This window comes from Pseudomonas xanthosomatis (genome assembly GCF_019139835.1).
GTDB classification, from domain to species: Bacteria; Pseudomonadota; Gammaproteobacteria; order Pseudomonadales; family Pseudomonadaceae; genus Aquipseudomonas; species Aquipseudomonas fakonensis.
In genome coordinates this window covers 1195025-1219991 of record NZ_CP077075.1, presented here as the reverse complement: position 1 = coordinate 1219991, position 24967 = coordinate 1195025, and the positions used below count along the sequence as shown (strand labels likewise).

The 24967-nt window shown below is 64.3% G+C and carries 20 protein-coding genes; 7 read left to right on the top strand and 13 right to left on the bottom strand.

The window, feature by feature from the left end; all coding sequences use genetic code 11:
• Positions 1-23 precede the first annotated feature (23 nt).
• The 4 genes from pqqC to KSS93_RS05265 are packed head-to-tail and all read left to right on the top strand — an operon-like array spanning position 24 to position 3972.
• Positions 24-779: a pyrroloquinoline-quinone synthase PqqC gene (gene pqqC / locus KSS93_RS05280; protein WP_217887450.1), complete on the top strand. Its 756-nt coding sequence runs from the start codon at positions 24-26 to the stop codon at positions 777-779.
• Entirely contained in the window at positions 776-1051 is a 276-nt protein-coding gene (pqqD, locus tag KSS93_RS05275; RefSeq protein WP_217887449.1) for a pyrroloquinoline quinone biosynthesis peptide chaperone PqqD, read from the top strand. The genes pqqC and pqqD overlap by 4 nt, the downstream gene beginning before the upstream one ends.
• Positions 1023-2171, top strand: coding sequence for a pyrroloquinoline quinone biosynthesis protein PqqE (gene pqqE, locus KSS93_RS05270; protein WP_217887448.1), 1149 nt, complete (start codon positions 1023-1025; stop codon positions 2169-2171). The genes pqqD and pqqE overlap by 29 nt, the downstream gene beginning before the upstream one ends.
• Complete coding sequence (locus KSS93_RS05265; protein WP_225917292.1) at positions 2164-3972, top strand: S9 family peptidase; 1809 nt, start codon at positions 2164-2166, stop codon at positions 3970-3972. Before pqqE ends, KSS93_RS05265 begins: the two co-directional genes overlap by 8 nt.
• A gap of 34 nt (positions 3973-4006) precedes the next feature.
• On the opposite strand, the gene KSS93_RS05260 is transcribed toward KSS93_RS05265, so the two are convergent.
• Both KSS93_RS05260 and KSS93_RS05255 read right to left on the bottom strand, forming a co-directional pair.
• Positions 4007-4165, bottom strand: a complete 159-nt coding sequence (locus KSS93_RS05260) for a YqaE/Pmp3 family membrane protein (protein WP_009681539.1) — start codon at positions 4163-4165, stop codon at positions 4007-4009.
• A gap of 156 nt (positions 4166-4321) precedes the next feature.
• Positions 4322-5593, bottom strand: coding sequence for an aspartate aminotransferase family protein (locus KSS93_RS05255; RefSeq protein WP_217887447.1), 1272 nt, complete (start codon positions 5591-5593; stop codon positions 4322-4324).
• A 210-nt stretch (positions 5594-5803) separates the two neighbouring features.
• On the opposite strand from KSS93_RS05255, the gene KSS93_RS05250 reads away from it, so the two are divergent.
• A complete protein-coding gene (locus tag KSS93_RS05250; protein WP_217887446.1) occupies positions 5804-6727 on the top strand; it encodes a LysR family transcriptional regulator in 924 nt (307 codons plus the stop codon).
• 329 nt (positions 6728-7056) lie between these two features.
• Here the strand turns inward: KSS93_RS05250 and KSS93_RS05245 are convergent, their stop codons facing one another.
• The 9 genes from KSS93_RS05245 to bioB all read right to left on the bottom strand — a co-directional run bounded on the left by KSS93_RS05245 (position 7057) and on the right by bioB (position 17713).
• Positions 7057-8835, bottom strand: a complete 1779-nt coding sequence (locus KSS93_RS05245) for an acyl-CoA dehydrogenase C-terminal domain-containing protein (RefSeq protein ID WP_217887445.1) — start codon at positions 8833-8835, stop codon at positions 7057-7059.
• A gap of 123 nt (positions 8836-8958) precedes the next feature.
• The gene (locus KSS93_RS05240; protein WP_217887444.1) at positions 8959-10242 is read right to left on the bottom strand and encodes a GGDEF domain-containing protein; all 1284 of its coding nucleotides are present in this window, start codon (positions 10240-10242) and stop codon (positions 8959-8961) included.
• A 515-nt stretch (positions 10243-10757) separates the two neighbouring features.
• Complete coding sequence (locus tag KSS93_RS05235; protein ID WP_217887443.1) at positions 10758-12563, bottom strand: phenylacyl-CoA dehydrogenase; 1806 nt, start codon at positions 12561-12563, stop codon at positions 10758-10760.
• Positions 12564-12823: 260 nt separating this feature from the next.
• Positions 12824-13102 carry a pyrroloquinoline quinone biosynthesis protein PqqE gene (locus tag KSS93_RS05230; RefSeq protein WP_217841462.1) on the bottom strand — a complete coding sequence of 93 codons (279 nt, stop codon included), beginning with the start codon at positions 13100-13102 and terminating at the stop codon, positions 12824-12826.
• 154 nt (positions 13103-13256) lie between these two features.
• The gene (gene bioD, locus KSS93_RS05225; protein ID WP_217887442.1) at positions 13257-13937 is read right to left on the bottom strand and encodes a dethiobiotin synthase; all 681 of its coding nucleotides are present in this window, start codon (positions 13935-13937) and stop codon (positions 13257-13259) included.
• Position 13938: 1 nt separating this feature from the next.
• The gene (gene bioC / locus KSS93_RS05220) at positions 13939-14763 is read right to left on the bottom strand and encodes a malonyl-ACP O-methyltransferase BioC (protein WP_217887441.1); all 825 of its coding nucleotides are present in this window, start codon (positions 14761-14763) and stop codon (positions 13939-13941) included.
• Positions 14756-15487 (bottom strand): alpha/beta fold hydrolase, encoded by a 732-nt coding sequence (locus KSS93_RS05215; protein WP_217887440.1) that lies wholly within the window; start codon positions 15485-15487, stop codon positions 14756-14758. Before KSS93_RS05215 ends, bioC begins: the two co-directional genes overlap by 8 nt.
• Positions 15480-16652 carry an 8-amino-7-oxononanoate synthase gene (gene bioF, locus KSS93_RS05210; protein ID WP_217887439.1) on the bottom strand — a complete coding sequence of 391 codons (1173 nt, stop codon included), beginning with the start codon at positions 16650-16652 and terminating at the stop codon, positions 15480-15482. The genes KSS93_RS05215 and bioF overlap by 8 nt, the downstream gene beginning before the upstream one ends.
• A 2-nt stretch (positions 16653-16654) precedes the next feature.
• A complete protein-coding gene (bioB, locus tag KSS93_RS05205; RefSeq protein WP_217887438.1) occupies positions 16655-17713 on the bottom strand; it encodes a biotin synthase BioB in 1059 nt (352 codons plus the stop codon).
• A gap of 90 nt (positions 17714-17803) precedes the next feature.
• On the opposite strand from bioB, the gene KSS93_RS05200 reads away from it, so the two are divergent.
• Both KSS93_RS05200 and KSS93_RS05195 read left to right on the top strand, forming a co-directional pair.
• Positions 17804-18541: a ComFC family protein gene (locus KSS93_RS05200; RefSeq protein ID WP_217887437.1), complete on the top strand. Its 738-nt coding sequence runs from the start codon at positions 17804-17806 to the stop codon at positions 18539-18541.
• A 57-nt stretch (positions 18542-18598) separates the two neighbouring features.
• On the top strand, positions 18599-19363 hold the full coding sequence (locus KSS93_RS05195) for a TOBE domain-containing protein (protein WP_217887436.1): 765 nt from the start codon (positions 18599-18601) through the stop codon (positions 19361-19363).
• A gap of 1 nt (position 19364) precedes the next feature.
• Here the strand turns inward: KSS93_RS05195 and KSS93_RS05190 are convergent, their stop codons facing one another.
• Both KSS93_RS05190 and KSS93_RS05185 read right to left on the bottom strand, forming a co-directional pair.
• The gene (locus KSS93_RS05190) at positions 19365-20708 is read right to left on the bottom strand and encodes a DUF1552 domain-containing protein (protein ID WP_217887435.1); all 1344 of its coding nucleotides are present in this window, start codon (positions 20706-20708) and stop codon (positions 19365-19367) included.
• Between the two features lies 1 nt (position 20709).
• The gene (locus tag KSS93_RS05185; RefSeq protein WP_217887434.1) at positions 20710-24828 is read right to left on the bottom strand and encodes a DUF1592 domain-containing protein; all 4119 of its coding nucleotides are present in this window, start codon (positions 24826-24828) and stop codon (positions 20710-20712) included.
• Positions 24829-24967: the final 139 nt, after the last annotated feature.

The following is a 24967-nucleotide window of genomic DNA, read 5'->3' as shown; positions in this document are numbered from 1 at the left end:
ACCACCCCTCACAGGAGCCCCCCATGAGCGATGCAATGCCCCTGTCCCCTGCCGAATTCGAGCAGGCCCTGCGCGCCAAGGGCGCCTTCTACCACATCCACCACCCCTACCACGTGGCGATGTACGAAGGCCGCGCCAGCCGCGAGCAAATCCAGGGCTGGGTGGCCAACCGCTTCTACTACCAGGTCAACATCCCGCTGAAGGATGCCGCGATCCTGGCCAACTGCCCGGACCGCGAAATCCGCCGCGAGTGGATCCAGCGCCTGCTCGACCACGACGGCGCCCCCGGCGAGGACGGTGGCATCGAAGCCTGGCTGCGCCTGGGCCAGGCCGTGGGCCTGGACCCCGACCAGTTGCGCAGCCAAGAGCTGGTGCTGCCCGGCGTGCGCTTTGCGGTGGACGCCTACGTCAACTTCGCCCGCCGCGCCAGCTGGCAGGAGGCGGCCAGCAGTTCGCTGACCGAACTGTTCGCCCCGCAAATTCACCAGTCGCGCCTGGACAGCTGGCCGCAGCACTACCCGTGGATCGACCCGGCCGGCTACGAGTACTTCCGCACCCGCCTGGGCCAGGCACGACGTGACGTGGAGCACGGCCTGGCGATCACCCTGCAGCACTACACCACCCGCGCGGGCCAGGAGCGTATGCTGGAAATCCTGCAGTTCAAGCTGGATATCCTGTGGAGCATGCTCGACGCCATGAGCATGGCCTACGAGCTGAACCGCCCGCCTTATCACACCGTCACCGATCAACGGGTATGGCACAAGGGGATCGCCCTATGAGTTTCGACCGCAACCTCACACCCAACTGGCGCCCCGGCTATCGCTTCCAGTACGAACCGGCACAAAAAGGCCACGTGCTGCTGTACCCCGAAGGCATGATCAAGCTCAACGACAGCGCCGGCCTGATCGGCGGGCTGATCGACGGCCAGCGCAGCGTCGCGGCGATCATCGATGCGCTGCAACAGCAATTCCCCGACGTGCCCGAAGTCGGCGATGACATCGAGCAATTCATGGAGGTGGCCCGTGCCGAACACTGGATCAGCCTCGCCTGAGGCGCCGGTCGGCCTGCCGCTGTGGCTGCTGGCCGAACTCACCTACCGCTGCCCGCTGCAATGCCCGTACTGCTCCAACCCCCTGGACTTCGCCAAACAGGGCAAGGAACTGAGCACCGAACAGTGGTTCAAGGTAATGGCCCAAGCCCGTGAAATGGGCGCCGCGCAAATCGGCTTTTCCGGCGGCGAGCCGCTGGTGCGCCAGGACCTCGCCGAACTGATCGGCGAAGCCCGGCGCCTGGGCTACTACACCAACCTGATCACCTCTGGCATCGGCCTCACCGAGCAGAAGATCGCCGCCTTCAAGCAAGCCGGGCTGGACCATATCCAGATCAGCTTCCAGGCCAGCGACGAGCAGGTGAACAACCTGCTGGCCGGCTCGAAAAAGGCCTTCGCGCAAAAGCTGGAGATGGCCCGGGCGGTCAAAGCCCATGGCTACCCCATGGTGCTGAACTTCGTCACCCACCGGCACAACATCGACAAGATCGACCGCATCATCGAGCTGTGCATTGCCCTAGAAGCCGACTTCGTCGAGCTCGCCACCTGCCAGTTCTACGGCTGGGCGCACCTCAACCGGTTGGGCCTGTTACCAACCCGCGAACAACTGGAGCGGGCCGAGCACATCACCAACCAGTACCGCGAAAAGCTCAAGGCCGCCGGCAGCGCCTGCAAGCTGATCTTCGTCACCCCGGACTACTACGAGGAGCGCCCCAAGGCCTGCATGAACGGCTGGGGCAGCCTGTTCCTGACCATCACCCCCGACGGCACCGCCCTGCCCTGCCATGGTGCGCGCCAGTTGCCGGTGCAGTTCCCCAACGTGCGCGACCACGACCTGCAGCACATCTGGTACGACTCTTTCGGCTTCAACCGCTTCCGCGGTTTCGACTGGATGCCCGAGCCGTGCCGCTCGTGCGACGAAAAAGAAAAGGACTTCGGCGGCTGCCGCTGCCAGGCCTTCATGCTCACCGGCGACGCCAGCAAGGCGGACCCGGTGTGCGGCAAGTCGCCGGACCACGGCATCATCCTCAAGGCCCGCGAAGAGGCCGAACACGCCACGCTCAAGATCGAGCAGATGACCTTCCGCAACGAACGCAATTCCCAGGTCATCGCCCGTGGCTGAGTTCAGCGCCGCCCAGGCGGTGGCCGCCGGTACCGACTTCGCCGAACTGAAGGTCAGCATCGATGGCCTGTTCTGGGTCGAATTCCGCCCCGCCGACGGCGCCTGCCGCATCTGGCACTGGCTCTATCACCAGGCCCGCTGCCTCACCCCCGAGGGCTTCAGCGTGCGCAGCCGGGTGTACGAATACGGCGGCGGCAGCTTTTGCCTGGGCGGCGACGGGCTGTTGTTCGTCAACGAAAAGGATCAGCAGGTGTACACCCAGGCACTGGACGGCTCGGCCCCCACCCCCGTGACCTGCGACAGCGCCTGCCGCTACGGCGACCTGCAGTGGCACGACGGCATGCTGCTGATGGTCGAGGAGCGCCACACAGAACAGGTGGAGCACCGCCTGGTGGCATTGGCCGACGGCGTGAGCCAGGTGCTGGCTGAAGGTGCGGACTTTTACGCCTCGCCAACCCTCAGCCCGGATGGCCAGCGCCTGGCCTGGGTCGAATGGGACCGCCCAGCGCAGCCGTGGACCGTCACCCGCCTGATGTGCCGCGAGCGCGCTGGCGAAGGCTGGGGCCCGGCACGCTGCATAGCCGGTGCTGACGAGTCACTGCAACAACCCCGCTTCGATGCAGCCGGCCGGCTGTACTGCCTGTCCGACCGCAACGGCCACTGGCAGCCCTGGGGTGAAGTCGATGGCCACTGGCAGGCCCTGCCCGCCGCAGCCGCCGACCACGCCGCGGCGCCTTGGCAACTGGGCGCCAGCACCTGGCTGCCCTTGGGCCCGGCAAGCTACCTGGCCAGCTGGTTCGAGAACGGCTTCGGCCAGTTGGGCCTGCGCACAAGTGACGGCGAAATGGCACGCTACGCCAGCGCCTACACCCGCTTTCGCAGCCTGGCGATGGACGCCGACCAGCTTTACGCCATCGCCGCCTCGCCCATCAGCCCGCCAGCCGTTATCGCCATCGACCGGTACAGCCACGCAGTCAGCATCCTTGCTGGCGGCGCTGAAGTGCTGCCAGCCGCACGTATCAGCCAGCCGCAGCCGCTGCGCTACCCCAGCGGTGATGGCGAGGCCCATGGTTTCTTCTACCCGGCCATGGCCGGCAAGGGCCCATCGCCACTGGTGCTGTTCATCCACGGCGGCCCCACCTCGGCCTGCTACCCGGTGCTCGACCCGCGCATCCAGTACTGGACGCAGCGCGGCTTCGCCGTGGCCGACCTCAACTACCGCGGCAGTAGCGGCTATGGCCGTGCCTATCGCCAGGCGCTGCACCTGCGCTGGGGCGAAGCCGACGTGGAGGATGCCTGCGCGGTGGTGAACCACCTGGCCGGGCAAGGGTTGATCGACCCGGGCAAAGCCTTCATTCGCGGCGGCAGTGCCGGTGGCTACACCACCCTCTGCGCCCTGGCCTTCCACGATGTGTTCCGCGCCGGCGCCAGCCTGTATGGCGTCAGCGATCCGCTGGCGCTGGGCCGGGCAACCCACAAGTTCGAAGGCGACTACCTCGACTGGCTGATCGGCGACCCGGTGCAGGATGCCGAGCGTTACCGCCAGCGCACGCCGCTGCTGCATGCCGAGCACATTCGCGTGCCGGTGATCTTCTTCCAGGGCGAGCTGGATGCGGTGGTGGTGCCGGAGCAGACCCGCTCGATGCTGGCCGCGTTAAAGGCCAACGGTATCGAGGCGGTCGGGCATTTTTACCAGGGTGAGCGCCATGGCTTTCGCCAGGCGGCGAACCTGGCCCATGCGCTGGAGGAGGAGTGGAAGTTCTATTGCCAGGTGCTGGCTGAAAAGACGCCCCCTCTGTAGGAGCCGGCGAGCCGGCTCCTACAGAGGTATGGCTCTAACGCTTGGCGATGATGTACACCGCATGCACGATCCCCGGGATGTACCCCAGCAGCGTCAGCAGAATGTTCAGCCAGAACGCCCCACCGAAGCCGACCTGAAGGAACACCCCCAGTGGCGGCAGAATGATCGCGATGATGATGCGGATGAAGTCCATACGAAGCGCTCCTTGAAGGGTTAAAACAAAGACTCGCCGCGCTGCCCAGAGGTTCCACAGGCAAAAAAAACGCCCCGAGCCAAATACCTCTTGGCCAGGGGCGGTGCGCAGAAACGCGAGACGGTTCGTTGAAAATTCAGTTGCCGGGGTGCCCTGTCAGGCGGTCACCGCTTGGCGGTCGTGTTGCCGGGCATGCAGGCGGGCGAAGGCCCGGGCCAGGCGCAGCAGCATCTCGTCGATGCTGCCCCGACTGACCGTCAGCGCCGGCGAAAACCGCAGCACGTCGGCCTGCGGTGCGCTGAGCAGCAGCCCCTCGTGCAGGGCCTCGGCCAGCAGCGCCTGGGCATCGTTTTCGCGCAGTTGCATGGCCCACAGCAAACCTTGCCCACGCACCTCGCCCTGGCCGTAACGGCCCGCCAGGCGGCTGAGGCCGTCACGCAGGTGGCGCCCGTTGTCCTGCACCTGCTCGAAGAAGCCCGGCGCCAGCACGGTGTCCAGCACTGCCAGGCCCGCCGCGCTCATCAGTGCGTTGCCATGGTGGCTGCCCTGCAGCTCGCCGGGCTCGGCGCAGCAGGCGCTGCCACGGGCCAGCAGCGCCGCCAGGGGCACCCCGCCGCCCAGGCCCTTGCCCAGGGTGATGATGTCAGCGCGCACGCCGTAGGTTTCTTCTGCCAGCAGTGCACCGCAGCGCCCTGCCCCGGTCTGCACTTCATCGAGGATCAGCAGGATGCCCAGTTCACGGCACAACTGCTGCACCCCTTGCAGGTACTCGCGGGTGGCCGGGATCACCCCGGCCGCGCCCTGGATCGGTTCGAGCATGATCGCCACGGTGCGCGAGTCGACCTCGGCATGCAGCGCCGCCAGGTCGTTGAACGGCACCTTGCTGAAACCTGGCAGGCCCGGTTCGCAGCGGTTGCACGGCAGCGGGTCGGACGCCGACAGCGCACCCAGGCTGCGGCCATGGCAGGCCTGGCTGGCGGTGATGATGTGATAGGCGCCGCCTCGGTGCAGCTGGCCCCACTTGCGCGCCAGGCGGATCGCCCCCTCGCAGGCTTCGGAGCCGCTGTTGAGCAGGTAGGCCTGGTCGCTGCCAGTGCTTTGGCACAAGCGCTCGGCCAGGCCCAGCAGGGCATGGCTGGCAAAGCCTGCACCGGGGTTGATCAGCGCCTGGGCCTGGCTGGCCAGCGCCTTGACCAGCACGCTCGGGCTATGGCCGAGGCTGTTGACCGCACAGCCCTGGCTGAAGTCCAGGTAGGCGTGGCCAGCGTTGTCCCACAGCCAGGAGCCTTGGCCACGCACGAACACGTGCGGTGCCTGCTGAGCACCAGGCATCAGCCGCTGGCCGGAAGGCTGCGCGGCGGCCACGGCCGGGGCAGGCTTGGGCTCGGCAGCGGCAGGCGCCGGGCGGCGCAGCTTGAACAGGTTCATCGGGGCTCCAGCCAATCACGGTCAGCGGCGGTCAAGGCCCCCCGGTCGAGCGCCAGGTGGTTATTTTGCCTTGCCTATCAAAAGTGTTTTTCATGCGGGGTAACAATCACGCTGTGCAGCGCTGTAACCTGCTGTAGTACGGCGCTAGACTAGGCTTCAACGGCCGTGCGGGCCATTTCGTTTTAACAGCTTTTTCAATAAGTAATACTTATGGATTTTCGCCAACTGCGCTATTTCGTCGCGGTCTATGAAGAAGGCCATGTGGGCCGCGCCGCCGAACGCCTTTCACTGTCGCAGCCGGCCCTGTCGCAGCAGATCCGCCAGCTCGAGCACAGCCTCGACCTGAGCCTGTTCGAGCGCAGCAACAAGCGCCTGCTGCCAACCCTGGCCGCCCACACCCTGTACAACCACGCCCAGCCGCTGCTCGACGGCCTGCAACGGGCCCACGAGGCCATGCGCAACTTCAAGGGCCAGGCCCTGCGCACCCTGGCCATCGGCGTGCTGCAAACCGTACGCCCGAGCCTGGTGCCGCAGTTGCTCGAGCGGGTACGCAAGGCCCAGCCGCACCTGGTGGTGCAAATCTATGAACTGTCGGGGCTGGAGATCGAACGGCGCCTGCTCAACGGCAACCTGGACATCGGCATCAGCTACCTGCCGCCACGCCAGCCAGGCCTGCACGGCCTGCTGCTGTACGAAGACGAACTGCAACTTGTCATCCCCAATACCCACCCGCTGAAGGACTTCAAGAAGGTCTCGATTCGCCAGGCCGCTGAGCTGCCGATGCTGATGCTGGGTGAGGAGTTCCAGATCCGCCAGATCTGGAAAGAACAGCTGGCCAACCAGGGCCGCAGGCCACAGGTGCAAGCCGAGATGAACAACATGGCGGGGATTCTCGACAGCCTGGCGCACACCTCGCTGGCGACGATTTTGCCCGGGCGGGCCAAGGATGCCGCCGAGGATGACCATGAGCTTTTGTGGAAGCCGCTGAGCGAGCCGCGGGTGCCGCTCAAGGTCGGGCTGGTGTTTCGTGATGCCCAGCGCCAGCAGGCTTCGGTGGAGCTGCTGCGCACGCTGCTGGAGGCAGAAACCGAGCCGCGCCAGCCCACCGGCTCGCCGCTGGATGTGCTGGGCTAAAACACGCGCACAAAGAAAACCCCGCCGAAGCGGGGTTTCCCAGACTGTTTCCCTTGTGACATCCCTTTCGCCCCGCCGTCCTGGCAGGAAATCCTACGTGTGTCCCTGTTCTGTCCATTGCGCTTCCTGCGCTCCGTCCATGTAAGAAAGAGTAACCGTGGATCCAATTGTAGGAAAGAGGAGAAAAGTCACCGCGTAATGTAGGAAAAAGCTTACACGGACGTGGTGTTCTCATACATTCCCTGAGCCCCGACAGCATCGCCGGCAAGCCGGCTGCGACAAGGCTGCACTCGCCTGTAGGAACCGGCTTACCAACGGTGTTTACGTCCTCAGAACTGCGCAGCATCCAGCAGGTAAAGCGACTCGCTCCCGGCTTTTACCGACGTCACCAGCGACTGTACCCGCGGCAGCAGGCGTGCAAAGTAGAACCGCGCAGTACCAAGCTTGGCGCCATAGAACTCTTCATCGCCCTCACCGGCCTGCGCCGCCCGGGCCATCAGCGCCCACATGTAGGCATATGCCACATAACCGAAGGCGTGCAGATACTCCACCGAAGCCGCTCCGATCTCATCAGGGTTACCCTTAGCCTTGTGCAGCACCCAATCGGTCAGCTCGTCAAGCTGGCCCAGCGCCTGCTCCAGCGGCTGGGTGAACTCGCCCTGCTCGGCACCGGCACTGGCGATGAACTGGCGGATCTCATCGGCGAACAGCTTGTAATACGCACCGCCGCTGGCCACCACCTTGCGCCCCACCAGGTCCAGGGCCTGGATACCGTTGGTGCCTTCGTAGATCTGGGTGATGCGTACATCGCGCACCAGTTGCTCCTGGCCCCATTCACGGATGTAACCATGGCCGCCGAATACCTGCTGGCCGTGCACGGTGCATTCCAGGCCCAGGTCGGTGAGGAACGCCTTGGCCACCGGGGTCAGCAATGCCACCAGCTCTTCGCTGCGCTTGCGGGTGGCCGGGTCTTCGCTGTATTTGGCGCTGTCCAGTTGCATCGCCACGTAGGTGGAAAACGCCCGGCCGCCCTCGATCAGGGCTTTCATGGTCAGCAGCATGCGCCGCACGTCGGGGTGGACGATGATCGGGTCGGCGACCTTGTCCTTGGCCTGCGGGCCGGTCGGGGCACGGCTCTGCAAGCGGTCGCGGGCGTACTCCACGGCGTTCTGGTAGGAGCGCTCGGCCGAGGCCAGGCCCTGAATGCCGACCCCCAGGCGCTCGTAGTTCATCATGGTGAACATGGCCGCAAGGCCCTTGTTCGGCTCACCGACGATGTAACCCACCGCCTCGTCGAAGTTCATCACGCAGGTGGCCGAAGCCTGGATGCCCATCTTGTGTTCAATCGAGCCGCAGGTCGCCGGGTTGCGCGCACCCAGGCTGCCGTCGGCGTTGACCAGGAACTTGGGCACCAGAAACAGCGAGATGCCCTTGGGGCCCGCCGGGGCGTCGGGTAGCTTGGCCAGCACCAGGTGGATGATGTTCTCGGTAAGGTCGTGTTCGCCGCCGGTTATGAAGATCTTGGTGCCGCTGACCTTGTAGCTGCCGTCGGCCTGGGGTTCGGCCTTGGTGCGGATGATGCCCAGGTCGGTGCCGGCGTGGGGTTCGGTCAGGCACATGGACCCGGCCCAGACGCCGGCGTACATGTTCGGCAGGTATTGCTCCTTCAGCGCTTCACTGGCGTGGGCGTTTATCGACAGGCAGGCGCCGGCGGTGAGCATCGGGTACAGGCCGAAGGCCAGGCTGGAGGCGTTGACCATTTCCTCGACCTGCGCCGAGATGGCCTTGGGCATGCCCATGCCACCGAACTGCGGGTCGCCGCCAACACCCACCCAGCCGCCTTCGGCGTAGGTGTTGTAGGCCTCGATGAAGCCTGCCGGGGTGCGCACTGCGCCGTTGTCCCAGTGGCAACCTTCTTCGTCGGCGGCGCGGCTCAGCGGGGCGATGCTCTTGCTGGTGACCTTGCCGGCCTCCTCGAGCACGGCCATGGCGGTATCGGCGTCCACCACCTCGGCAAGGCCCGGCAGTTGCGACCAGAGTTCGGCCACGTTGAAGACTTCGTTGAGGACGAAGCGCATATCGCGCAGGGGCGCTTTATAGTCAGCCATGACAACCTCTCGCTATAAGGGTCGGGGCGGTCCGGCAGGACCGCGGCACTGGGTTGGAAGCAGTGTAACCGAACAACTTTTACGAGACATAGGGTCATCATTCGACTGAATAGTCAGCCACAGTCACGCCATGCGAACGGCTCCACGGCGTGATTGCTGACCGTAGGCCATCACGCAGTTGCGCCCGGCGCCCTTGGCGCTGTACAGCGCCTGGTCGGCAGACTTGAGCACCTCTTCAGGGTTGCGGTGATCCACCAGCCGTTCGGCCACCCCGATACTGATGGTCACCGACACCGTGGTGTTGGCGCTGCCATTACGCCGCTGGCGCCCGGCCGAATCATCCTGCGGGCGGCTGTTCTGGTCGCGCAGCTGAATGGCGTAGTTGGCGATCATTTCGCGCACCGCTTCCAGGTGCGGCAGGCATTCCTCGATGGTCTTGCCGGCGAACACCAAGGCGAACTCCTCACCACCGTAGCGGTAGGCGCGCCCGCCCCCGGTCACCTTGGACAGCCGGCTGGCGACCAGGCGCAGCACCTGGTCGCCGACATCATGGCCATGGGTGTCGTTGAATTTCTTGAAGTGGTCGACGTCGGTCATGGCGATCACGTAGTTGCGCCCCAGGCGCTGCATGCGCTCGTTCAGCGCACGCCGGCCCGGCAGGCCGGTCAACTCGTCGCGGAAGGCCATCTGATAAGCCTCGTGGGACACCGCGGCGGCGATCATCAGCATCACCTGGCTGCACATGATGTTCAGGGTGAACGGCAGAATGAACGTTTTGGGCAGCATCCAGAAGATGCCAAGCAGGCCGATGACCTGCGCCGCATGCAGTGGCCGCGGCTCACGCAGGTACTGCACCACCAGCAGGATGAATACCACCAGAAACAACGGGTAGGCCAACTGGATCAGGCTCATCCACTGGCCATGCAGCGACGGCCAGCGGATCTCCGCCAGCCAGCCCAGCAGCGCCTCCGGGAAACTCTGCTCCAGCGCTACCGCCACGCTGCCCACGGCGAACAGCACGGCAAAGCGGGCGAGCATGTCCTGAGCCAGGTGGGTGCGCTCCTGCCAGGCCGCGTACAAGCCGAACAGCGCCGGCAACAGCAGGCACACCAGGTGGAAGATCACCGCCGCGTCCTCGCGCACCCGGCCGTTGTCGCGGTAATAGTCGGTCTGGGTGTCGAGCAAAAAATAGGCGATGTACACCGTGACCATCAAGAACAGCTCGCGCTGGCGACGGTACACCGCGCAATAGGCGCCGCCGAGCAGCAGCACCAAGGTTGGCAGCACGTTGAACAGTGAAGTGAAGAAGACGCTGAGGTCTCTTACATAGGCTGCGGCAAGCCCCGCCACCAACAGCAACAGCGAAGGCAGGAAGTGGCTCGGGCGTACAGCGGATAAACGAAACAAGGGTAATCTCCGACCCGGCAGATCAATAATGGCATTGTGCCCTTACTTCATCGGCAGCGCACATGAATAGATAAATTTTGACGTCGGTTTAACGGCAGGTCGGGCGGGATGCTTGAGGGGTGATCGTTACCGGATGCGTCGGGCTGGCACATATTTCATGTTGCAGAGGGTAGGGAGCAGCCCTGCGGGCTGCGCTGTCGCGCAGAGAACTGGTCTCGCAGATGCGCCACGGCCCTTGTGGGAAGCGGCCTTGTGTCGCGATGGGCTGCGCAGCAGCCCCGGCAATTTCGCATGAGGTCGAGGCCTTGGGGCCGCTTCGCGCCCCATCGCGACACAAGGCCGCTTCCCACAGGGACCGTGTTAAATCAATGAGTTCTAGTTTGTTCTATGAGAGCCGGCTTGCCGGCGATGAGGCCAGCGCAGGCAGCACAAGACAGTTGCTCCACGCCCCAGTGCCCAAAGCAAAAAAACCGCCTGCCGGTGAGGGCAGGCGGTTTTCTGTACAGCCGTCAGGCTCAGTAGGACAGACCGAAGTCTTCGTCCTTCATCGCCATCAGGTTGTCGGCGCCCGACAGCATGCTCGCCACGTGGGTGCGGGTGCGCGGCAGGATGCGCTGGAAGTAGAAGCGCGCGGTCTGCAGCTTGGCGGTGTAGAACGCCTCTTCGCTGGTGCCGGCAGCCAGCTTCTCGGCGGCCAGGCGGGCGATGTCGGCCCAGAAGTAGGCAAGGCAGGCGTAACCCGAGTACATCAGGTAGTCCACCGACGCCGCGCCGACTTCTTCGCGGTCCTTCATGGCGGCCATGCCGATCTTCATGGTCAGCTCGCCCCACTCCTTGTTGATCGCGGCCAGCGGCTCGACGAACTCACGGGTGGCTTCGTTGCCTTCCTGGCCCTGGCAGAACTTGTGCACGATCTTGGTGAAGCCCTTGAGCGCCTCGCCCTGGGTCATCAGCACCTTGCGGCCCAGCAGGTCGAGGGCCTGAATGCCGGTGGTGCCTTCGTACAGCATCGAGATACGGCTGTCGCGCACGTTCTGCTCCATGCCCCACTCGGCAATGAAACCGTGGCCACCGTAAATCTGCACGCCATGGTTGGCGGACTCGAAACCGACTTCGGTCATGAACGCCTTGGCGATCGGGGTGAGGAACGCCAGCAGGGCGTCAGCCTTCTTGCGCTCTTCTTCGTCCTGGCTGTACTTGACGATGTCCACCTGCTTGGCGGTGAAGTACACCATCGCGCGGTTGCCTTCGGCGAAGGCTTTCATGGTCAGCAGCATGCGGCGCACGTCCGGGTGGACGATGATCGGGTCGGCGGCCTTGTCCGGGGCTTTCGGGCCGGTCAGGGCGCGCATCTGCAGGCGCTCGCGGGCGTACTTCAGGCCACCCTGGAAGGCCACTTCAGCGTGGGCCAGGCCCTGCAGCGCGGTACCCAGGCGTGCAGTGTTCATGAAGGTGAACATGCAGTTCAGGCCCTTGTTGGCCGGGCCGATCAGGTAGCCGGTGGCGGCGTCGAAGTTCATCACGCAGGTGGCGTTGCCGTGGATGCCCATCTTGTGCTCGATGGAGCCGCAGCTCACGCCGTTGCGCTCGCCCACGCCGCCTTCGGCGTTGGGCAGGAACTTCGGCACGATGAACAGCGAAATGCCTTTGGTGCCGGCCGGTGCATCGGGCAGGCGGGCCAGGACGATGTGGACGATGTTGTCGGCCATGTCGTGCTCACCGGCCGAGATGAAGATCTTGGTGCCGGACACCTTGTAGCTGCCGTCGGCCTGGGGTTCGGCCTTGGTGCGCAGCATGCCTAGGTCGGTGCCGCAGTGCGGCTCGGTCAGGCACATGGTGCCGGTCCACTCACCCGATACCAGTTTGGTCAGGTAGGTGTGCTGTTGCTCAGGGGTACCGTGGGCGGAGATGGTGTTCATCGCGCCATGGGACAGGCCCGGGTACATGCCCCACGACCAGTTCGACTCGCCGACCATTTCGCTCAGGGCCAGGCCCAGCGACTCCGGCAGGCCCTGGCCGCCGTGTTCGACGTCATGGGCCAGGCTCGGCCAGCCACCTTCAACGAACTGCTCGTAGGCTTGCTTGAAGCCGGTCGGGGTCTTCACGCCAGACTCGCTCCAGGTGCAGCCTTCCTGGTCGCCGACGCGGTTCAGCGGTGCCAGCACCTGCTCACAGAATTTCGCGCCTTCTTCGAGGATCGCATCGACCATGTCCGGCGTTGCGTCCTGGCAGCCCGGCAGGCTCTGATAGTGCGCCTCATAGCCGAGCAGTTCGTCGCGGACGAAGCGGATATCACGCAAGGGGGCTTTGTAATCAGGCATTGCGATGAACCTCTGTGATGAGTTCGGTAGGGAGACCGCGGATACCGACCAGCTCTTGGTGGCTTTCGGTCAAACAGTTGTTTGAAACTTACGTTTAGGGGGCAGTCTTGTCAAGGAGAGGGAATAGCGACATTTACGCCGCCGAACATGGCATTTATGCCACTTCCAGCCAAAAGCATCGCGGGGCAAGCCTGCTCCCACGCAACTGCAGCAAGGCAGGCATGGGGGCGGGCTCGCCCCGCGAGTGGTAACGGCTTGAATCAGGCGTAGGTGTCGATGAACCGACCGAGCAGTTCGTCGGATGCCTTGGCGACTTTCACACCCAGCTCGACTTCCTGCTTGCCCAACGCCAGTTCGACGGTGCTGGTGGCAAGGTCCATCTGCTGGCTGCGGTCGACGCCACGCAGGCGCTCGGCCTGGTAGTCGGTGGACTGGCTGGTGCTGCTGGCGATCTGCTGGGCGGCCTGATCGACGCGGTTCTGCCCGGCCTGGATGGCACCGAGGCCCGCGTAGAAGGCGGAGCTGGTGTTGATGTCCATGTCAGTACTCCGTGACGCTGGATGAATTGAACAGTGGCAATTAAAGCAGGGCGCCGGGCAAAAGGCCCGTTTAAATCACTAATAGCCCTGTGCCAGCTAATAGAGACAAGTGATACCAGCGGGAGCCCGCTTGCCGGCTCCTACAGAGGCGCTGCTAATCCAGCAGGTCCAATTGCAGGTGCTCGGCCACCGCCTCGGCGGTGGCCTGCTTCAGCCACGGCACCCGCCCCAGGCATGGCGCCGGCAGGCGCTCGGCCAGGCTGGCGAGGTTTTCTTCAAGCCGCGAGGTGCGTGGGTCGACGATGTTCGCCACCCAGCCGGCCAGCTGCAGCCCGTCCCGGGCGATGGCCTCGGCACTGAGCAGCGCATGGTTGATGCACCCCAGCCGCACCCCCACCACCAGTATCACTGGCAGTTTCAGGGCAATCGCCAGGTCAGACAGGTTGGCGTGGCCGGAAAGCGGCACGCGCCAGCCCCCCGCGCCTTCAACCAAAGTGAAGTCAGCCTGCTGGCCCAGCACATGCTGCATGGCCCTGAGCAGTACCGGCACCTCCAGCGCCACCCCCGCCTCACGGGCAGCCACGTGCGGCGCGATGGCCGGCTCGAAGGCGTAGGGGTTGACCTCTTCATAAGCCAGCTTGACCGAACTCTCGTCGATCAGCGCCAGGGCGTCGCTATTGCGCAGCCCTTTGGGCGTGTTCACGCACCCCGAAGCTACCGGCTTGGCCGCCAGGGTGCTGAGGTTCTGCAGCCGCGCCGCGCGCAGCAGGCCGGCGGCGATGGTGGTCTTGCCGACATCGGTGTCGGTACCGGCGATAAAATACGCCTGGCTCATCTCACAGCCCCTCTGCCATGGGTTTGCGCAACACACCATAGACCACCTGGTAGGTGGCCGGCAGGCCCTGGGGCCGTCGGAACTGCTCATAAGCCTGCAACAGGCCCTGCATGCGCGCGCGCCCGGTCAGCCCCGAAGGCCGCCCGGGGTTGAGGTTGTGCGCGCCAAGGGCCTTGAGCTCGTGGGTCAGGCTGCGTACATCGGGGTAGTACAGCACGTGCGGGCGGCACTGCAGCCCGATCAGTTCCAGGCCACTTTCAGCACACAACCGCTGGTAATCCTCAAAACGCCGGAAGCGGTTGACGTGCACCATGCCATCCACCGCCTGCCAGCTGGCGCGCAGCTCATCCAGGGTGCCGACGCACAGGCTGCTGAAGGCCATCACCCCACCCGGGCGCAGTACCCGCCGAGCCTCGCCCAGCACGCTGGCGAACTGGCCACACCACTGTACCGCCAGGCTGCTGAACAGCAGGTCGATGCTGGCCTCACGCAGCGGCAAGCGCTCGGCGTCCCCCGCCACATGGTGCAGCGCCCCACCCTGTTCGCGGGCATGGCGCAGCATGCCCTCGGCGATATCCACCGCCACGCCTTCGGCATTGCTGAAACGCTCGGCCAACACCCGGCTGAAATGCCCTGTACCACTGCCCATGTCGAGCCAGCGCGCAGGCGCCAGCGCATCGGGCAACTGCCCAAGCAGCGCCAGGCCAACCGCCCGCTGCAGCGCCGCGACGCTGTCGTAGCTGGCCGCCGCGCGGGAGAAGGAAGCCGCCACCTGGCGCTTGTCCGGCAGGCTGCCGGGCAGGGTTGGGTGGGAAAGGTCAGTCATCGCCACTCTCATGCAGGAAACTCTTGATGCCCGCTGCCAGCTCCTGGGGGTATTCCAGCAGGAAGGCGTGGGAACTGTCTTCGACCAGGCCGACTTCCACGTCGGGCAACAGGTCGCTCAGGGCCTTGGCCGCACTGGCCGGCACCAGCGCATCGCTGCCGGCGAACAAGTGCAGCTGCGGGCCGCCGTAGTGCTCCAGGGCATTGCGCGTGTCCAGCGCCGCCAGCACTTCAAGCCCGCAGGCCAGGTACAGCGGGTCGGTGTCCGGCACGCCTACGCCCAACTGGCGCAGCAAGGTACGCGGCTGTTGCGCGCCGTCGCTGCACAGGGTGCAAAAACGCTTGAGGGTGACCTGGGTGTGGCTGCGACAACCATCGAGGAAGGTGCCAAAGGTGTCCGGGGCCATGCCGTGGGGCCAGTCCGCGCGGGCCACGAAGCTCGGGTTGCTGGCCAGGGTCAGCAGGCCGCAGCAATGGTCGCCGCGCTTGTGCGCCAAAGCACTGGCGAGCATGCCGCCCAGCGACCAGCCGCCCAGCCAGGCGTCGGTCGGCAGCTTTCGGTCCAGGTGCTCGACCCAGGCGGCAGGGTCGCTGTCGGCCAGCTCCGGCAGCGGCATCAGGTCGATGTGCAGGCGCGGGTCCTGGGCCCGCAGGCTGGCGGCCAGCGGCTCCAGCGACGCGGTGCCCAGGCCCCAGCCGGGCAGAAGGATCAGTCGGTTACGCATCGGCGGACTCCAGTTGTGGGTAACACTCGGCCAATGCATTCAACAATAGCTGGACCTGCGCCGCGCTGTGGGCCGCGCTCAAGGTCACCCGCAAGCGGGCACTGCCTGCCGGAACGGTGGGCGGGCGAATGGCGGTCACCAGCAGCCCGCGCTCGCGCAGCATGCGCGACAGCGCCATGGCCTGCGCGGCATCACCGATCAGGATCGGCTGGATGGCCGTGTGGCTGTCCATCAGGGTCAGCCCCAACTGCTGCGCACCTTCGCGGAACTGGCGAATCAACGCCGTCAGGTGCTCGCGGCGCCAGCGCTCTTCGCGCAGCAACGCCAGCGCCTTGAGCGTGGCGCAGGCCAGCGCCGGTGGCTGGCTGGTGGTGTAGATGTACGGGCGGGCGAACTGCACCAGCGCCTCGATCAGCTCTTCGCTGCCGGCAACGAACGCGCCGGAGGTACCACAGGCCTTGCCCAGGGTGCCGATCAGCACCGGCACGTCATCGACGCCCAGACCGTGCTGCTCCACCAGCCCGCCGCCATGGGTGCCGAGGGTGCCCAGGCCGTGGGCGTCGTCGACCATCAGCCAGGCACCCCGCGCCCTGGCAACCGCAGCCAGCGCCGGCAGGTCGGCACAATCGCCGTCCATGCTGAACACGCCATCGGTAACCACCAGGGTATTGCCGGTCGCCTTGTCCAGGCGGCTGGCAAGGCTGGCCGGGTCGTTGTGCAGGTAGCGGCTGAAACGCGCGCCACTGAGCAGCCCGCCGTCCAGCAACGAGGCATGGTTGAGGCGGTCTTGCAGCACCGTGTCGCCCTGCCCCACCAGCGCGGTGATGGCGCCGAGGTTGGCCATGTAGCCGGTAGAGAACAACAGCGCCCGCGGGCGCCCGGTCAGTTCGGCCAGGGCTTCTTCCACCGCATGGTGCGGGGTGCTGTGGCCGATCACCAGGTGCGAAGCGCCACCGCCCACGCCCCAGCGCTCGGCGCCGTCGCGCCAGGCCTTGATCACTTCGGGGTGGTTGGCCAGGCCCAGGTAGTCGTTGCTGCAAAACGCCAAAAGCGGCTTGCCGTCGACCACCACCTCGGGCCCCTGCGGGCTCTGGAGCAGTGGCCGCTGGCGGTACAGGTCGGCGGCGCGCCGTTCGGCCAGCCGCGCGGCGAGGTCGAAGGCCATCCTCAGGCCGAAGCTGCGTCGTAGAACAGCTCGCTGCTGCGTTGTTCGACCAGGGCCTGCTCGATGGCCGCCTGGTGCACTTCGTCGGCGTGCTCTTCACGGGCCTCGGGCTTGATGCCCAGGCGGGCGAACAGCTGCATGTCCTTGTCGGCCTGCGGGTTGGCAGTGGTCAGCAGTTTTTCACCGTAGAAGATCGAGTTGGCACCGGCCATGAAGGCCAGGGCCTGCATTTGCTCGTTCATCTGCTCGCGGCCGGCCGACAGCCGCACGTGGGACTTGGGCATGAGAATACGGGCCACGGCCAGCATGCGGATGAAATCGAACGGGTCGACATCCTCTTCGTTGGCAAGCGGCGTGCCGGCGACTTTCACCAGCATGTTGATCGGCACCGACTCCGGGTGCTCCGGCAGGTTGGCCAGCTGGATCAACAGGCCTGCGCGGTCGTCCAGCGACTCGCCCATGCCGAGGATGCCGCCGGAGCAGATCTTCATGCCGGCATCACGCACGTAGGCCAGGGTCTGCAGGCGCTCGCTGTAGGTGCGGGTGGTGATGATGCTGGTGTAGAAGTCCGGCGAGGTGTCGAGGTTGTGGTTGTAGTAGTCCAGGCCCGCCTGGGCCAGCGCCGCGGTTTGATCGCGGTCGAGCTTGCCCAGGGTCATGCAGGTTTCAAGGCCCAGGGCCTTGACCCCTTTGACCATCTCCAGCACGTAGGGCATGTCCTTGGCCGACGGGTGCTTCCACGCCGCGCCCATGCAGAAACGGGTCGAGCCGATGGCCTTGGCCCGGGCGGCCTCTTCCAGCACCTTCTGCACTTCCATCAGCTTCTGTTTTTCCAGCCCGGTGTTGTAGTGGCCGGACTGCGGACAATATTTGCAATCTTCAGGGCAAGCGCCGGTCTTGATCGACAGCAGGGTCGACACTTGCACGCGGTTGGGGTCGAAGTGCGCGCGGTGCACGGTCTGCGCCTGGAACAGCAGGTCGTTGAACGGCTGCTGGAACAGCGCCTTGACCTCGCCCAGGGCCCAGTCGTGACGTGTGGTTGCAATTGTGCTGGCGCTCATCGGCGTTTCCTTATCTAGGGTCTTTCTGACGCCGGGACAACAACAGCCCACGAGCGCATCACGGATAGCACGCATAGTCACGGAAGGCCCATGAACTGTCAACCAATGTCAAAAGCTCAGGTTTACAACTGTATAAATAATAACCAAACCTGTTTGCTCTGCGACGAACCCGCCAGGCAACCCTGGCCGTTGTGCAGCGCGTGCGAGCACGAGCTGCCATGGCTTGGCGAACAATGCCGGCGCTGCGCCCTGCCGCTGGCGCTGGACGGTTTGCTGTGCGCCAGCTGCAAGCGCCGCCCGCCGGCCTTCCGCAAAGTGATCGTGCCCTGGCACTACGGGTTCCCGGTGGACACCCTGATCAGCCGCTTCAAGCACAACAGCCAATGGCCGCTGGGCAGGCTGCTGGCCGAGCTGCTCGGCCAGGCGCTGGAGCATCATTACAGCGAAGGCCTGCCGCGCCCGCATTTGCTGTTGCCGGTACCGCTGGCCAAAGGTCGACTGCGCCAGCGCGGCTTCAACCAGGCGGCAATGCTCGCCGGCTGGCTGGCCAGCCGCCTGCACCTGCGATGCGCCGAACACCTGCTCGAACGCACCCGCGACACCCAGGCCCAGCAGGCTCTGGGCGCCAGGGCCCGGCAGCGCAACTTGCGCCACGCCTTCGCCCTGGCAGGCTCGGCCGAGGTGAAAGGCCTGCACCTGGCTATCGTCGATGATGTGCTGACCACCGGCGCCACCGCCCAAGCCATCGCCAGCCTGCTGCGCCGCCACGGGGCGCGGCGGGTCGACATCTATTGCCTGGCGCGCACCCCAAGGCCCGGCCAGGCTTGACTTGGAAGGCCGCCAGCGGCAACGTCGCCAGACCTTCACAACCCCCGATACCCGCCCATGTCCCTGCCCGCCCTGCTCACCCAGCACATCGCCCGCCGCCCGCAGCGCATCGCCCTGCTGCAGCACGTGGCCGAACAAGGCTCGATCACCCGCGCCGCCAAGGCCGCCGGCATCAGCTACAAGGCCGCCTGGGATGCCATCGACGAGCTCAACAACCTGGCCGCGCAGCCGCTGGTGGAGCGCAGCACCGGCGGGCGCGGCGGTGGTGGCGCACGGTTGTCGGCAGAGGGTGAACGGGTATTGCGCCTGTACCAGCGCCTGCAAGCGTTGCAGACCGAACTGCTGGAGGCCGCCGAGCACAGCAGCGACCTCGACCTGCTCGGCCGCCTGATGCTGCGCACCAGTGCGCGCAACCAGCTGCAAGGGCAGGTCAGCGGCCTGCGCCGCGAAGGCCGGCATGATCGCGTCAGCCTGGCCTTGGGCGGCGGTCTTCAAATCGAAGCCCTGATCACCCTGGACAGTACCGAGCGCCTGGGGCTGACCCTGGGCACCACGGTGGTGGCCTTGCTCAAGGCCGGCTGGGTACACCTGCTGGGTGCGGACGAGGCGCCCGAGCCAGGCAGCAACTGCATGGCCGCGACCATCGACGAGGTGCTGGCCGGCGATTCAGGCCCCAGTGAAGTGCGCCTGGCCCTGGGCAACGGCCAGACCCTGTGCGCCTTCGCCGAAGCCGGCTGGCTGGCCGAGCGAGGGCTTGGCGCTGGCAGCGCAGTGCGCGTGCAGTTCCATCCCTCGTTCGTGCTGCTGGGGGTGCCGGCCTGACTCAGGTGACGTTGCTGAAGATGCCGGTCACCGGCGACACATCCCCGGCATAGGGCACCGTTGTGCCGGAGGCTCTGGCAATGGTCGACCAAATGCGTTGCATGTCCACGTACTTGCCACCGGTCCAATGGGGGCGGTCACCCTGGGCCTTGATGTTGAAGTAGCGGCCATTGCCGGTGCCGTTGCGCAGCAGGCCACTGGCGCCGCCCATCAACACGATGGGCATGTTGAGCATGTGCTCAGGCGCACCGTCGGCCATCTCGCTGGTCAGCACCACCAGCGTGTGCTTGAGCAGGCTGTCGCCTGGCACATCGGGGTCGGAGTGCTTGCCCAGCTCATCCATGAACAACTTGGCCTGGTGCACATACCATTGCCGGGATCCCCTCCAGACCTCCTCTCCTGCATACCGATGAGCGCAGTCGTGAGGGTTTGTGCTGGCGCTCACATCCAGAATGTTCAGCGACTCCGCCGAACGCCCGACCTGAATCGTGGCTACACGGGTGACACCGCAACCCAAGGCTGCTGCCACCACCTGGTGATGGGCTGCCTGGACCTGGTTGCGATATTGCGCAGAACTGATCGGGTGATCTTCCAGCGCCAACGGTTCGCACACCGATGGCACGGCATCCTCCAGATCCTTGGCCACTTGCTCCAGTGCATCCAGATGCGCGTCCAGTTTCCCACGCTGGGCACCCACCACGCGCCCGCGTAACTCGGCGATATCGGTGCGGATCGGGTCGAAAACATGAGCATTGCGCAACTGCCGGTCACGAACCTCACGGGTGGCACCACCAAACACCGACTCATACAGGCGCACCGGGTTCTGTTGTGGTGTACGGATTTTTTCACCCTCCCATGAAACATACCAAGGCGTACCGTCGGTGCCTGCATGGGGCCCGGCGAACAAGCTGCGATGAACCGGTTGGGTACCAGGCATGGCATCGCCGAGGATACGGTCGATGGAGTCCATCTTTCCCTGGTTGTCGCGCATCGCATACAGCCAACCATTGTGCCCACCGGTCCCTGTCGCCAGGATGATGCCCTGCAAGTACAACGACTGCGCACGATAGTCCGCCAGCTCCTTGCTGACCTCGTTGAGCTCGAAATCGGCAGTGTCGTCAGCTCGGGCCTTTGGAAACCACAAGCCGTTGCCGTTGTGCTCGGCGCCGCTGTAGCTGTCCACAGCCAATCCGTCCGGGACGATGAAAAACACCACCTTCAACCGTGGCTCCTGCCGCTGCCCTTGCAACAGAAACTGCGCGAAGCCGCTGCTGCTCAGTGGCAGCAAGGTGCCGGCCGCGGCCAGTTGCATCAGGAAACGCCGGCGACTCTTGAGAAGGTCCATGTCAGTTCTCCTCGTGACGGTTGAGGAACACAGGTGAAGTGGCCAGTTCGCGGATCATCTGGATCAACGAGCCATTGGCGTTAAGTGTTTGCGACGCAGACTTCAGGGTGCCCACCGAGCCCGCCGAAACCTTGTTGCCGAACATGAAGCGGAAGTAACTGTCGGCCATGCAGGTTTGCGCCGTGCTGCTACCCGGTAGCAGGCGGGCAATATCGCGCACGTTGCCTACCGGCCCCCACTCCTCGGCGCCGGTGTTGCTGATGAATGGGCCAGCGGCGTTGATCGGCACATTGACCGGGTACTGGGCGTGGTTGTAGGCCTGTTCCTGGTCTCGGTAACGCCCGGCAGCGTCGTAGTGCTCCATGCTCGAACCCGTGTCATTCATGTACTTGTGGCACTGCCAGCAGCGGCCCTCGGAGGCCTGCTCGCCATTGACCATGTCCCACCGCTCACGCGTACTGATGGCTCTGGGCGGGTACTGCGGCTCCACCGGGTCGGCATCCACCGGTGCCCCAAACTCGCGGCACAGCAGTTGCTCACGGATCATGATGCCGCGCTTGACCAGCGAGGTGGCCTGGTAGTCGGAGTTGGCCGCCTGGGTGATGCCCAGGTGCAGCAGCCCACCTCGCTTGGCGTCCACCGTAACCCGCTGCATACCGTCGCCTGTCGGGCTGGGCAGCCCGTAATGCTGGGCCAGCCCCTTGTCGACAAAAGTGTAACCGGGGTTGAACAGCGCCTCGAACGAGCCACCATCGGCAATCACCTGCTGCACCAGCTTCGCCTGTTCGGCCTGCATGCTCTTGACCACATCCTCGCTCAGCCCGGGCTTTTCCTGGCTGCCACGGTCGGTTTTCAGGTAGTAGCTGATGAAGCGGTTGAACTGTACGGCCCCCTGCGGGCTTTTCAGCAGTTGCTCGGCCGCCGCACCGATTTGCGCGGGCGTTTCCAGCTGCCCCTGCTCTGCCTGTCTCATCAGCTCGTCACTGGGGGTAGTACCCAACAGGGTGTAGGAGAGCGCGGTTGCCCGCTCGTTCGCCGTCAACGGGTAACTGGCCTCCTTGCCAGCAGCGACCCCAAGTTCGGAGCGATAGAGGAAGTACGGCGACAACAACATCGCGGCCACCAACGAGGCCCGGTCATGTTCGGCCAGCAAGCGCTCATAGCGACTGCGCTCATCACTGGTCAGCGGCCTGCGGAACACCCGGTGCCCCAACGTCTCCACGCTCAGGTTGGCCACGCGGTCGTCGGCCGCCTGGGCCACTTTCCAGGCGACGTCGTACAGGGTCTTCAGGTCTTCTGACTGAATCACCCCTCGGTCAGCCTCGCCGGGGTACTTGAAGTGCCGATCGAACTTGTTGGCCGGCAGTTCGTCGGCTTGCAACTCGACGCCGAACAGGTCGCGCACGCTGTTGACGTATTCGTCCCGGGTCAGCAGACGCACCTGGCGTTTGCCGTAGGCATTGCCCGGCTCGAGGTATTCCGCCCACAGGTCCGAATTCAGGTAATCCGCAATCTGCCCGGCGCAGGACGCATCGCAGTGACCAATGACGGACATTCCGCGAATCTGTTGAATCAGGGCATCTCTGCCCGCCAGGCTCCAGTTGATGGCTTTGTTGGCATCCTGGAAATACTGAACGGTATGACAGATTGCACAGCTGGTTGCGACAAGGTGCTTTCCAAGCTCTGGCACCTGCTGATAATGCATTTGCACAGTGACCGGTGGCATGCCCTGCTCTTCCACATTCACTACTTCCTGGTTCGGCACAGGCAGTGAGTTTTGATAATAAGGGAAGTTGAATGCATGTTTACCGAGAGACAAGCGCAACTCCTCGCGCGCGCCCCACGGTACTTTGACGATCATGGGCTTGCCATCGCTCACCAGATTGACCTCCCACTGCTCGCCGGCATCACTCCCGGCGGGTTTTTCCGGCGCGACCAAGGTCACCTTGATCGGCTCGAAAGGGGGACGTTCGATGTAGGAAAGATTGATCGTTGATGGCACAGGCGAATCATCGAGCGTTATTTGCTGATGCCGGGCCACGGGCACGTAGTCGCCGACATCGTTCAGGTTGATGGTGTATTTGCCTGGCGCAAGCCCCCGGATTTTCATAGGGGTTGCCCCCCAAGCCACATCGAAACGACGGCTGCGACTTTGCTCGTCGACCAGCGTTCCGCTGATCATCAAAGGCGCAACTGCCGGGGCCGGGGCTTCAGTCGGCTGGAGGTACAACCAGGTTTTCAGCGCCGCGCTATCAAAGGTAATGCGATAGATCACACTGGCAAGGTCGTCGGATACGAGCAGCGAGTTGTCGTCCAGCTGCAAGACGTCTGCAGGGCGGCCAAGGCAAGAGCCATCAAGACAGTAGACATCGAAATTACCATCAGGGCTGGCCCAGCCAGTTACCAGAGGAATCTGGTTGACGACCTTTGATCCATCCTCAACGGTAAGCATCCGTAACTCCATCCCTGGACTGCTCGGTGTTCCGGTACCGTGCACCGCGACAACCAGATGCTCAAGTTCGTCAGAGCCATCTGACATGCCTTGCCAGAAAGTCAATCCAAGCGGCGCGGTATTACTGCCTAAGCCGTAGGCCGGCGGCTGATAATCTTCTGGACGCAACTGATGGAGCGGCCTGTCGGATACGATCGCACCAGACACCAAAGGGGGGGTGATTGCACTGCCGGGTTCCAGATACTCCTGCTGGGTAAATCCGGGAGTGTCCCTGCCAAAGAAGTAAGGCACCCCAAAATGTGTATTCCCCTGCGGATCGATGCGGTTGATTTCGTCATCGTTGGGGAAACCCTGCCGATTATTGTCACTGAACCACAGTTTTCCATCCTTTGCCCATGCCAGGCCCACGGAGTTGCGCACACCATCAGCCACCACCCTTGCCTGCCCGGTCCCCAGATCATAACGCAGAATGCTGCCATAACGAGGGTCAGCGGGAATCATGCAAAGGTTACATGGCACCCCCACAGCGGTGTAAAGTCCATCATCCTCTTTGTCGTGAGGATTAAACTGTAAAGGATGTTTCATATGCCAAATCCGCGTGACACCGGTATGAGGCAAGGGGAACAACCCCTCATCGGGAGGAAAGCTGAAGACTTCCTCACGATGAGGATCACGGTAGTTATTATCAACATCGGGCACCCGATACAACTTGCCCGTGGTCGAGTAGTAGAGAGTCCCATCACGATATGCTACGCCATGAGGCTCCTCCAGATCGCTGTCGATTAGATAGATACCTTTTGGTTTACCATTCTCCAGTGGAATCGCATAGATGAATCCTGCGATGCGATAATCGTAAGAGTAATTTGGAATAGCGCTGGAGCCGACATACAGCACATTATTTCCCATTACCATTTGTCTTGGCTGAGAAATGCCGCTGGCGAATACTTCCACCTTTACTCCCGGCAGCGTTATCAACTGGTTCAGATCAAGCGGTTGACGGAACTTTACATCCAGGCTGATCTTTTCCGGCTTGCCTTCAGTGAACTCAATACGGGTCGGTGTATTCAGCGGCAAATAGCCTTGCGCCTCATTCACGATCAAGTCGTAGCGGCAAGGTTTGAGGTCGCTCAGGGTCAGTTCCTGGTCGGCCGGGGTCGAGAACGGAATTTCCTCGTCCTTGCAGCGCAGCAGCCCGGTCACCTGCAAGTTGCGTTGGGGCTGCGGGCCGACACCCTTGACCGTCGTCTTGAACGGTACCTCGCCGGTGACGGTGGCAAAGGAAAGTTTCAGGGTGTTGGCCTGAGGGCCAGACGGGCAAGCGCCAAGGTCGGTCCAGGCATCTTTCCAGATTTCCTGGCCGTTGAAGGGTACACCGGGCGCATACGGCCCCTGGTTGCACCAACCAGCCTCCTTGCACGAGAACGCGTGCTCGACGTTGGTGACCAAGTCGCCATAGCGGTACTTGAGTTCCTCTGCCGGAGGCGTCGAGTAGGCATCCGCCTGGCACTGCTCCGGGGTGGCCTGGCCGGGCGCCGGCTGCGCAGCTGCGGGTTTCGTTGCTGGCGGTGAATCCCCTGGCGAGTAGGCGCTGAAAGCAGGATTGAACGCCCAGTACCCCAGAACCCCGGCAGTCAGCACAGCAAGGCAATACCCGTGAATACGGCGCATCTTCGTTCTCCCAGTCGAAGCCACCTTGCGCGCGGCGCGAAGCTGGCAAGCGCCCGGCTCATGCCGGGCCCCGGACCGTTCATGCGCCACTGCCGATATGCGCGAGCGATTGGTGAACACGCTAAGCCAGCACGGGGAA

Excerpts from the sequence above, each read along its gene's own strand:
- pqqC (WP_217887450.1), top strand. The coding sequence starts at position 24 with ATGAGCGATGCAATGCCCCTGTCCCCTGCCGAATTCGAGCAGGCCCTG.
- KSS93_RS05195 (WP_217887436.1), top strand. The coding sequence starts at position 18,599 with ATGTCCCTGCCCGCCCTGCTCACCCAGCACATCGCCCGCCGCCCGCAG.
- bioB (WP_217887438.1), bottom strand. The coding sequence starts at position 17,713 with ATGAGCGCCAGCACAATTGCAACCACACGTCACGACTGGGCCCTGGGC.
- KSS93_RS05260 (WP_009681539.1), bottom strand. The coding sequence starts at position 4,165 with ATGGACTTCATCCGCATCATCATCGCGATCATTCTGCCGCCACTGGGG.
- KSS93_RS05230 (WP_217841462.1), bottom strand. The coding sequence starts at position 13,102 with ATGGACATCAACACCAGCTCCGCCTTCTACGCGGGCCTCGGTGCCATC.
- bioD (WP_217887442.1), bottom strand. The coding sequence starts at position 13,937 with ATGAGCCAGGCGTATTTTATCGCCGGTACCGACACCGATGTCGGCAAG.
- KSS93_RS05235 (WP_217887443.1), bottom strand. The coding sequence starts at position 12,563 with ATGCCTGATTACAAAGCCCCCTTGCGTGATATCCGCTTCGTCCGCGAC.
- KSS93_RS05185 (WP_217887434.1), bottom strand. The coding sequence starts at position 24,828 with ATGCGCCGTATTCACGGGTATTGCCTTGCTGTGCTGACTGCCGGGGTT.
- KSS93_RS05250 (WP_217887446.1), top strand. The coding sequence starts at position 5,804 with ATGGATTTTCGCCAACTGCGCTATTTCGTCGCGGTCTATGAAGAAGGC.
- KSS93_RS05215 (WP_217887440.1), bottom strand. The coding sequence starts at position 15,487 with ATGCGTAACCGACTGATCCTTCTGCCCGGCTGGGGCCTGGGCACCGCG.
- KSS93_RS05245 (WP_217887445.1), bottom strand. The coding sequence starts at position 8,835 with ATGGCTGACTATAAAGCGCCCCTGCGCGATATGCGCTTCGTCCTCAAC.
- KSS93_RS05200 (WP_217887437.1), top strand. The coding sequence starts at position 17,804 with ATGAACTGTCAACCAATGTCAAAAGCTCAGGTTTACAACTGTATAAAT.
- pqqD (WP_217887449.1), top strand. The coding sequence starts at position 776 with ATGAGTTTCGACCGCAACCTCACACCCAACTGGCGCCCCGGCTATCGC.
- KSS93_RS05255 (WP_217887447.1), bottom strand. The coding sequence starts at position 5,593 with ATGAACCTGTTCAAGCTGCGCCGCCCGGCGCCTGCCGCTGCCGAGCCC.
- KSS93_RS05190 (WP_217887435.1), bottom strand. The coding sequence starts at position 20,708 with ATGGACCTTCTCAAGAGTCGCCGGCGTTTCCTGATGCAACTGGCCGCG.
- bioC (WP_217887441.1), bottom strand. The coding sequence starts at position 14,763 with ATGACTGACCTTTCCCACCCAACCCTGCCCGGCAGCCTGCCGGACAAG.
- bioF (WP_217887439.1), bottom strand. The coding sequence starts at position 16,652 with ATGGCCTTCGACCTCGCCGCGCGGCTGGCCGAACGGCGCGCCGCCGAC.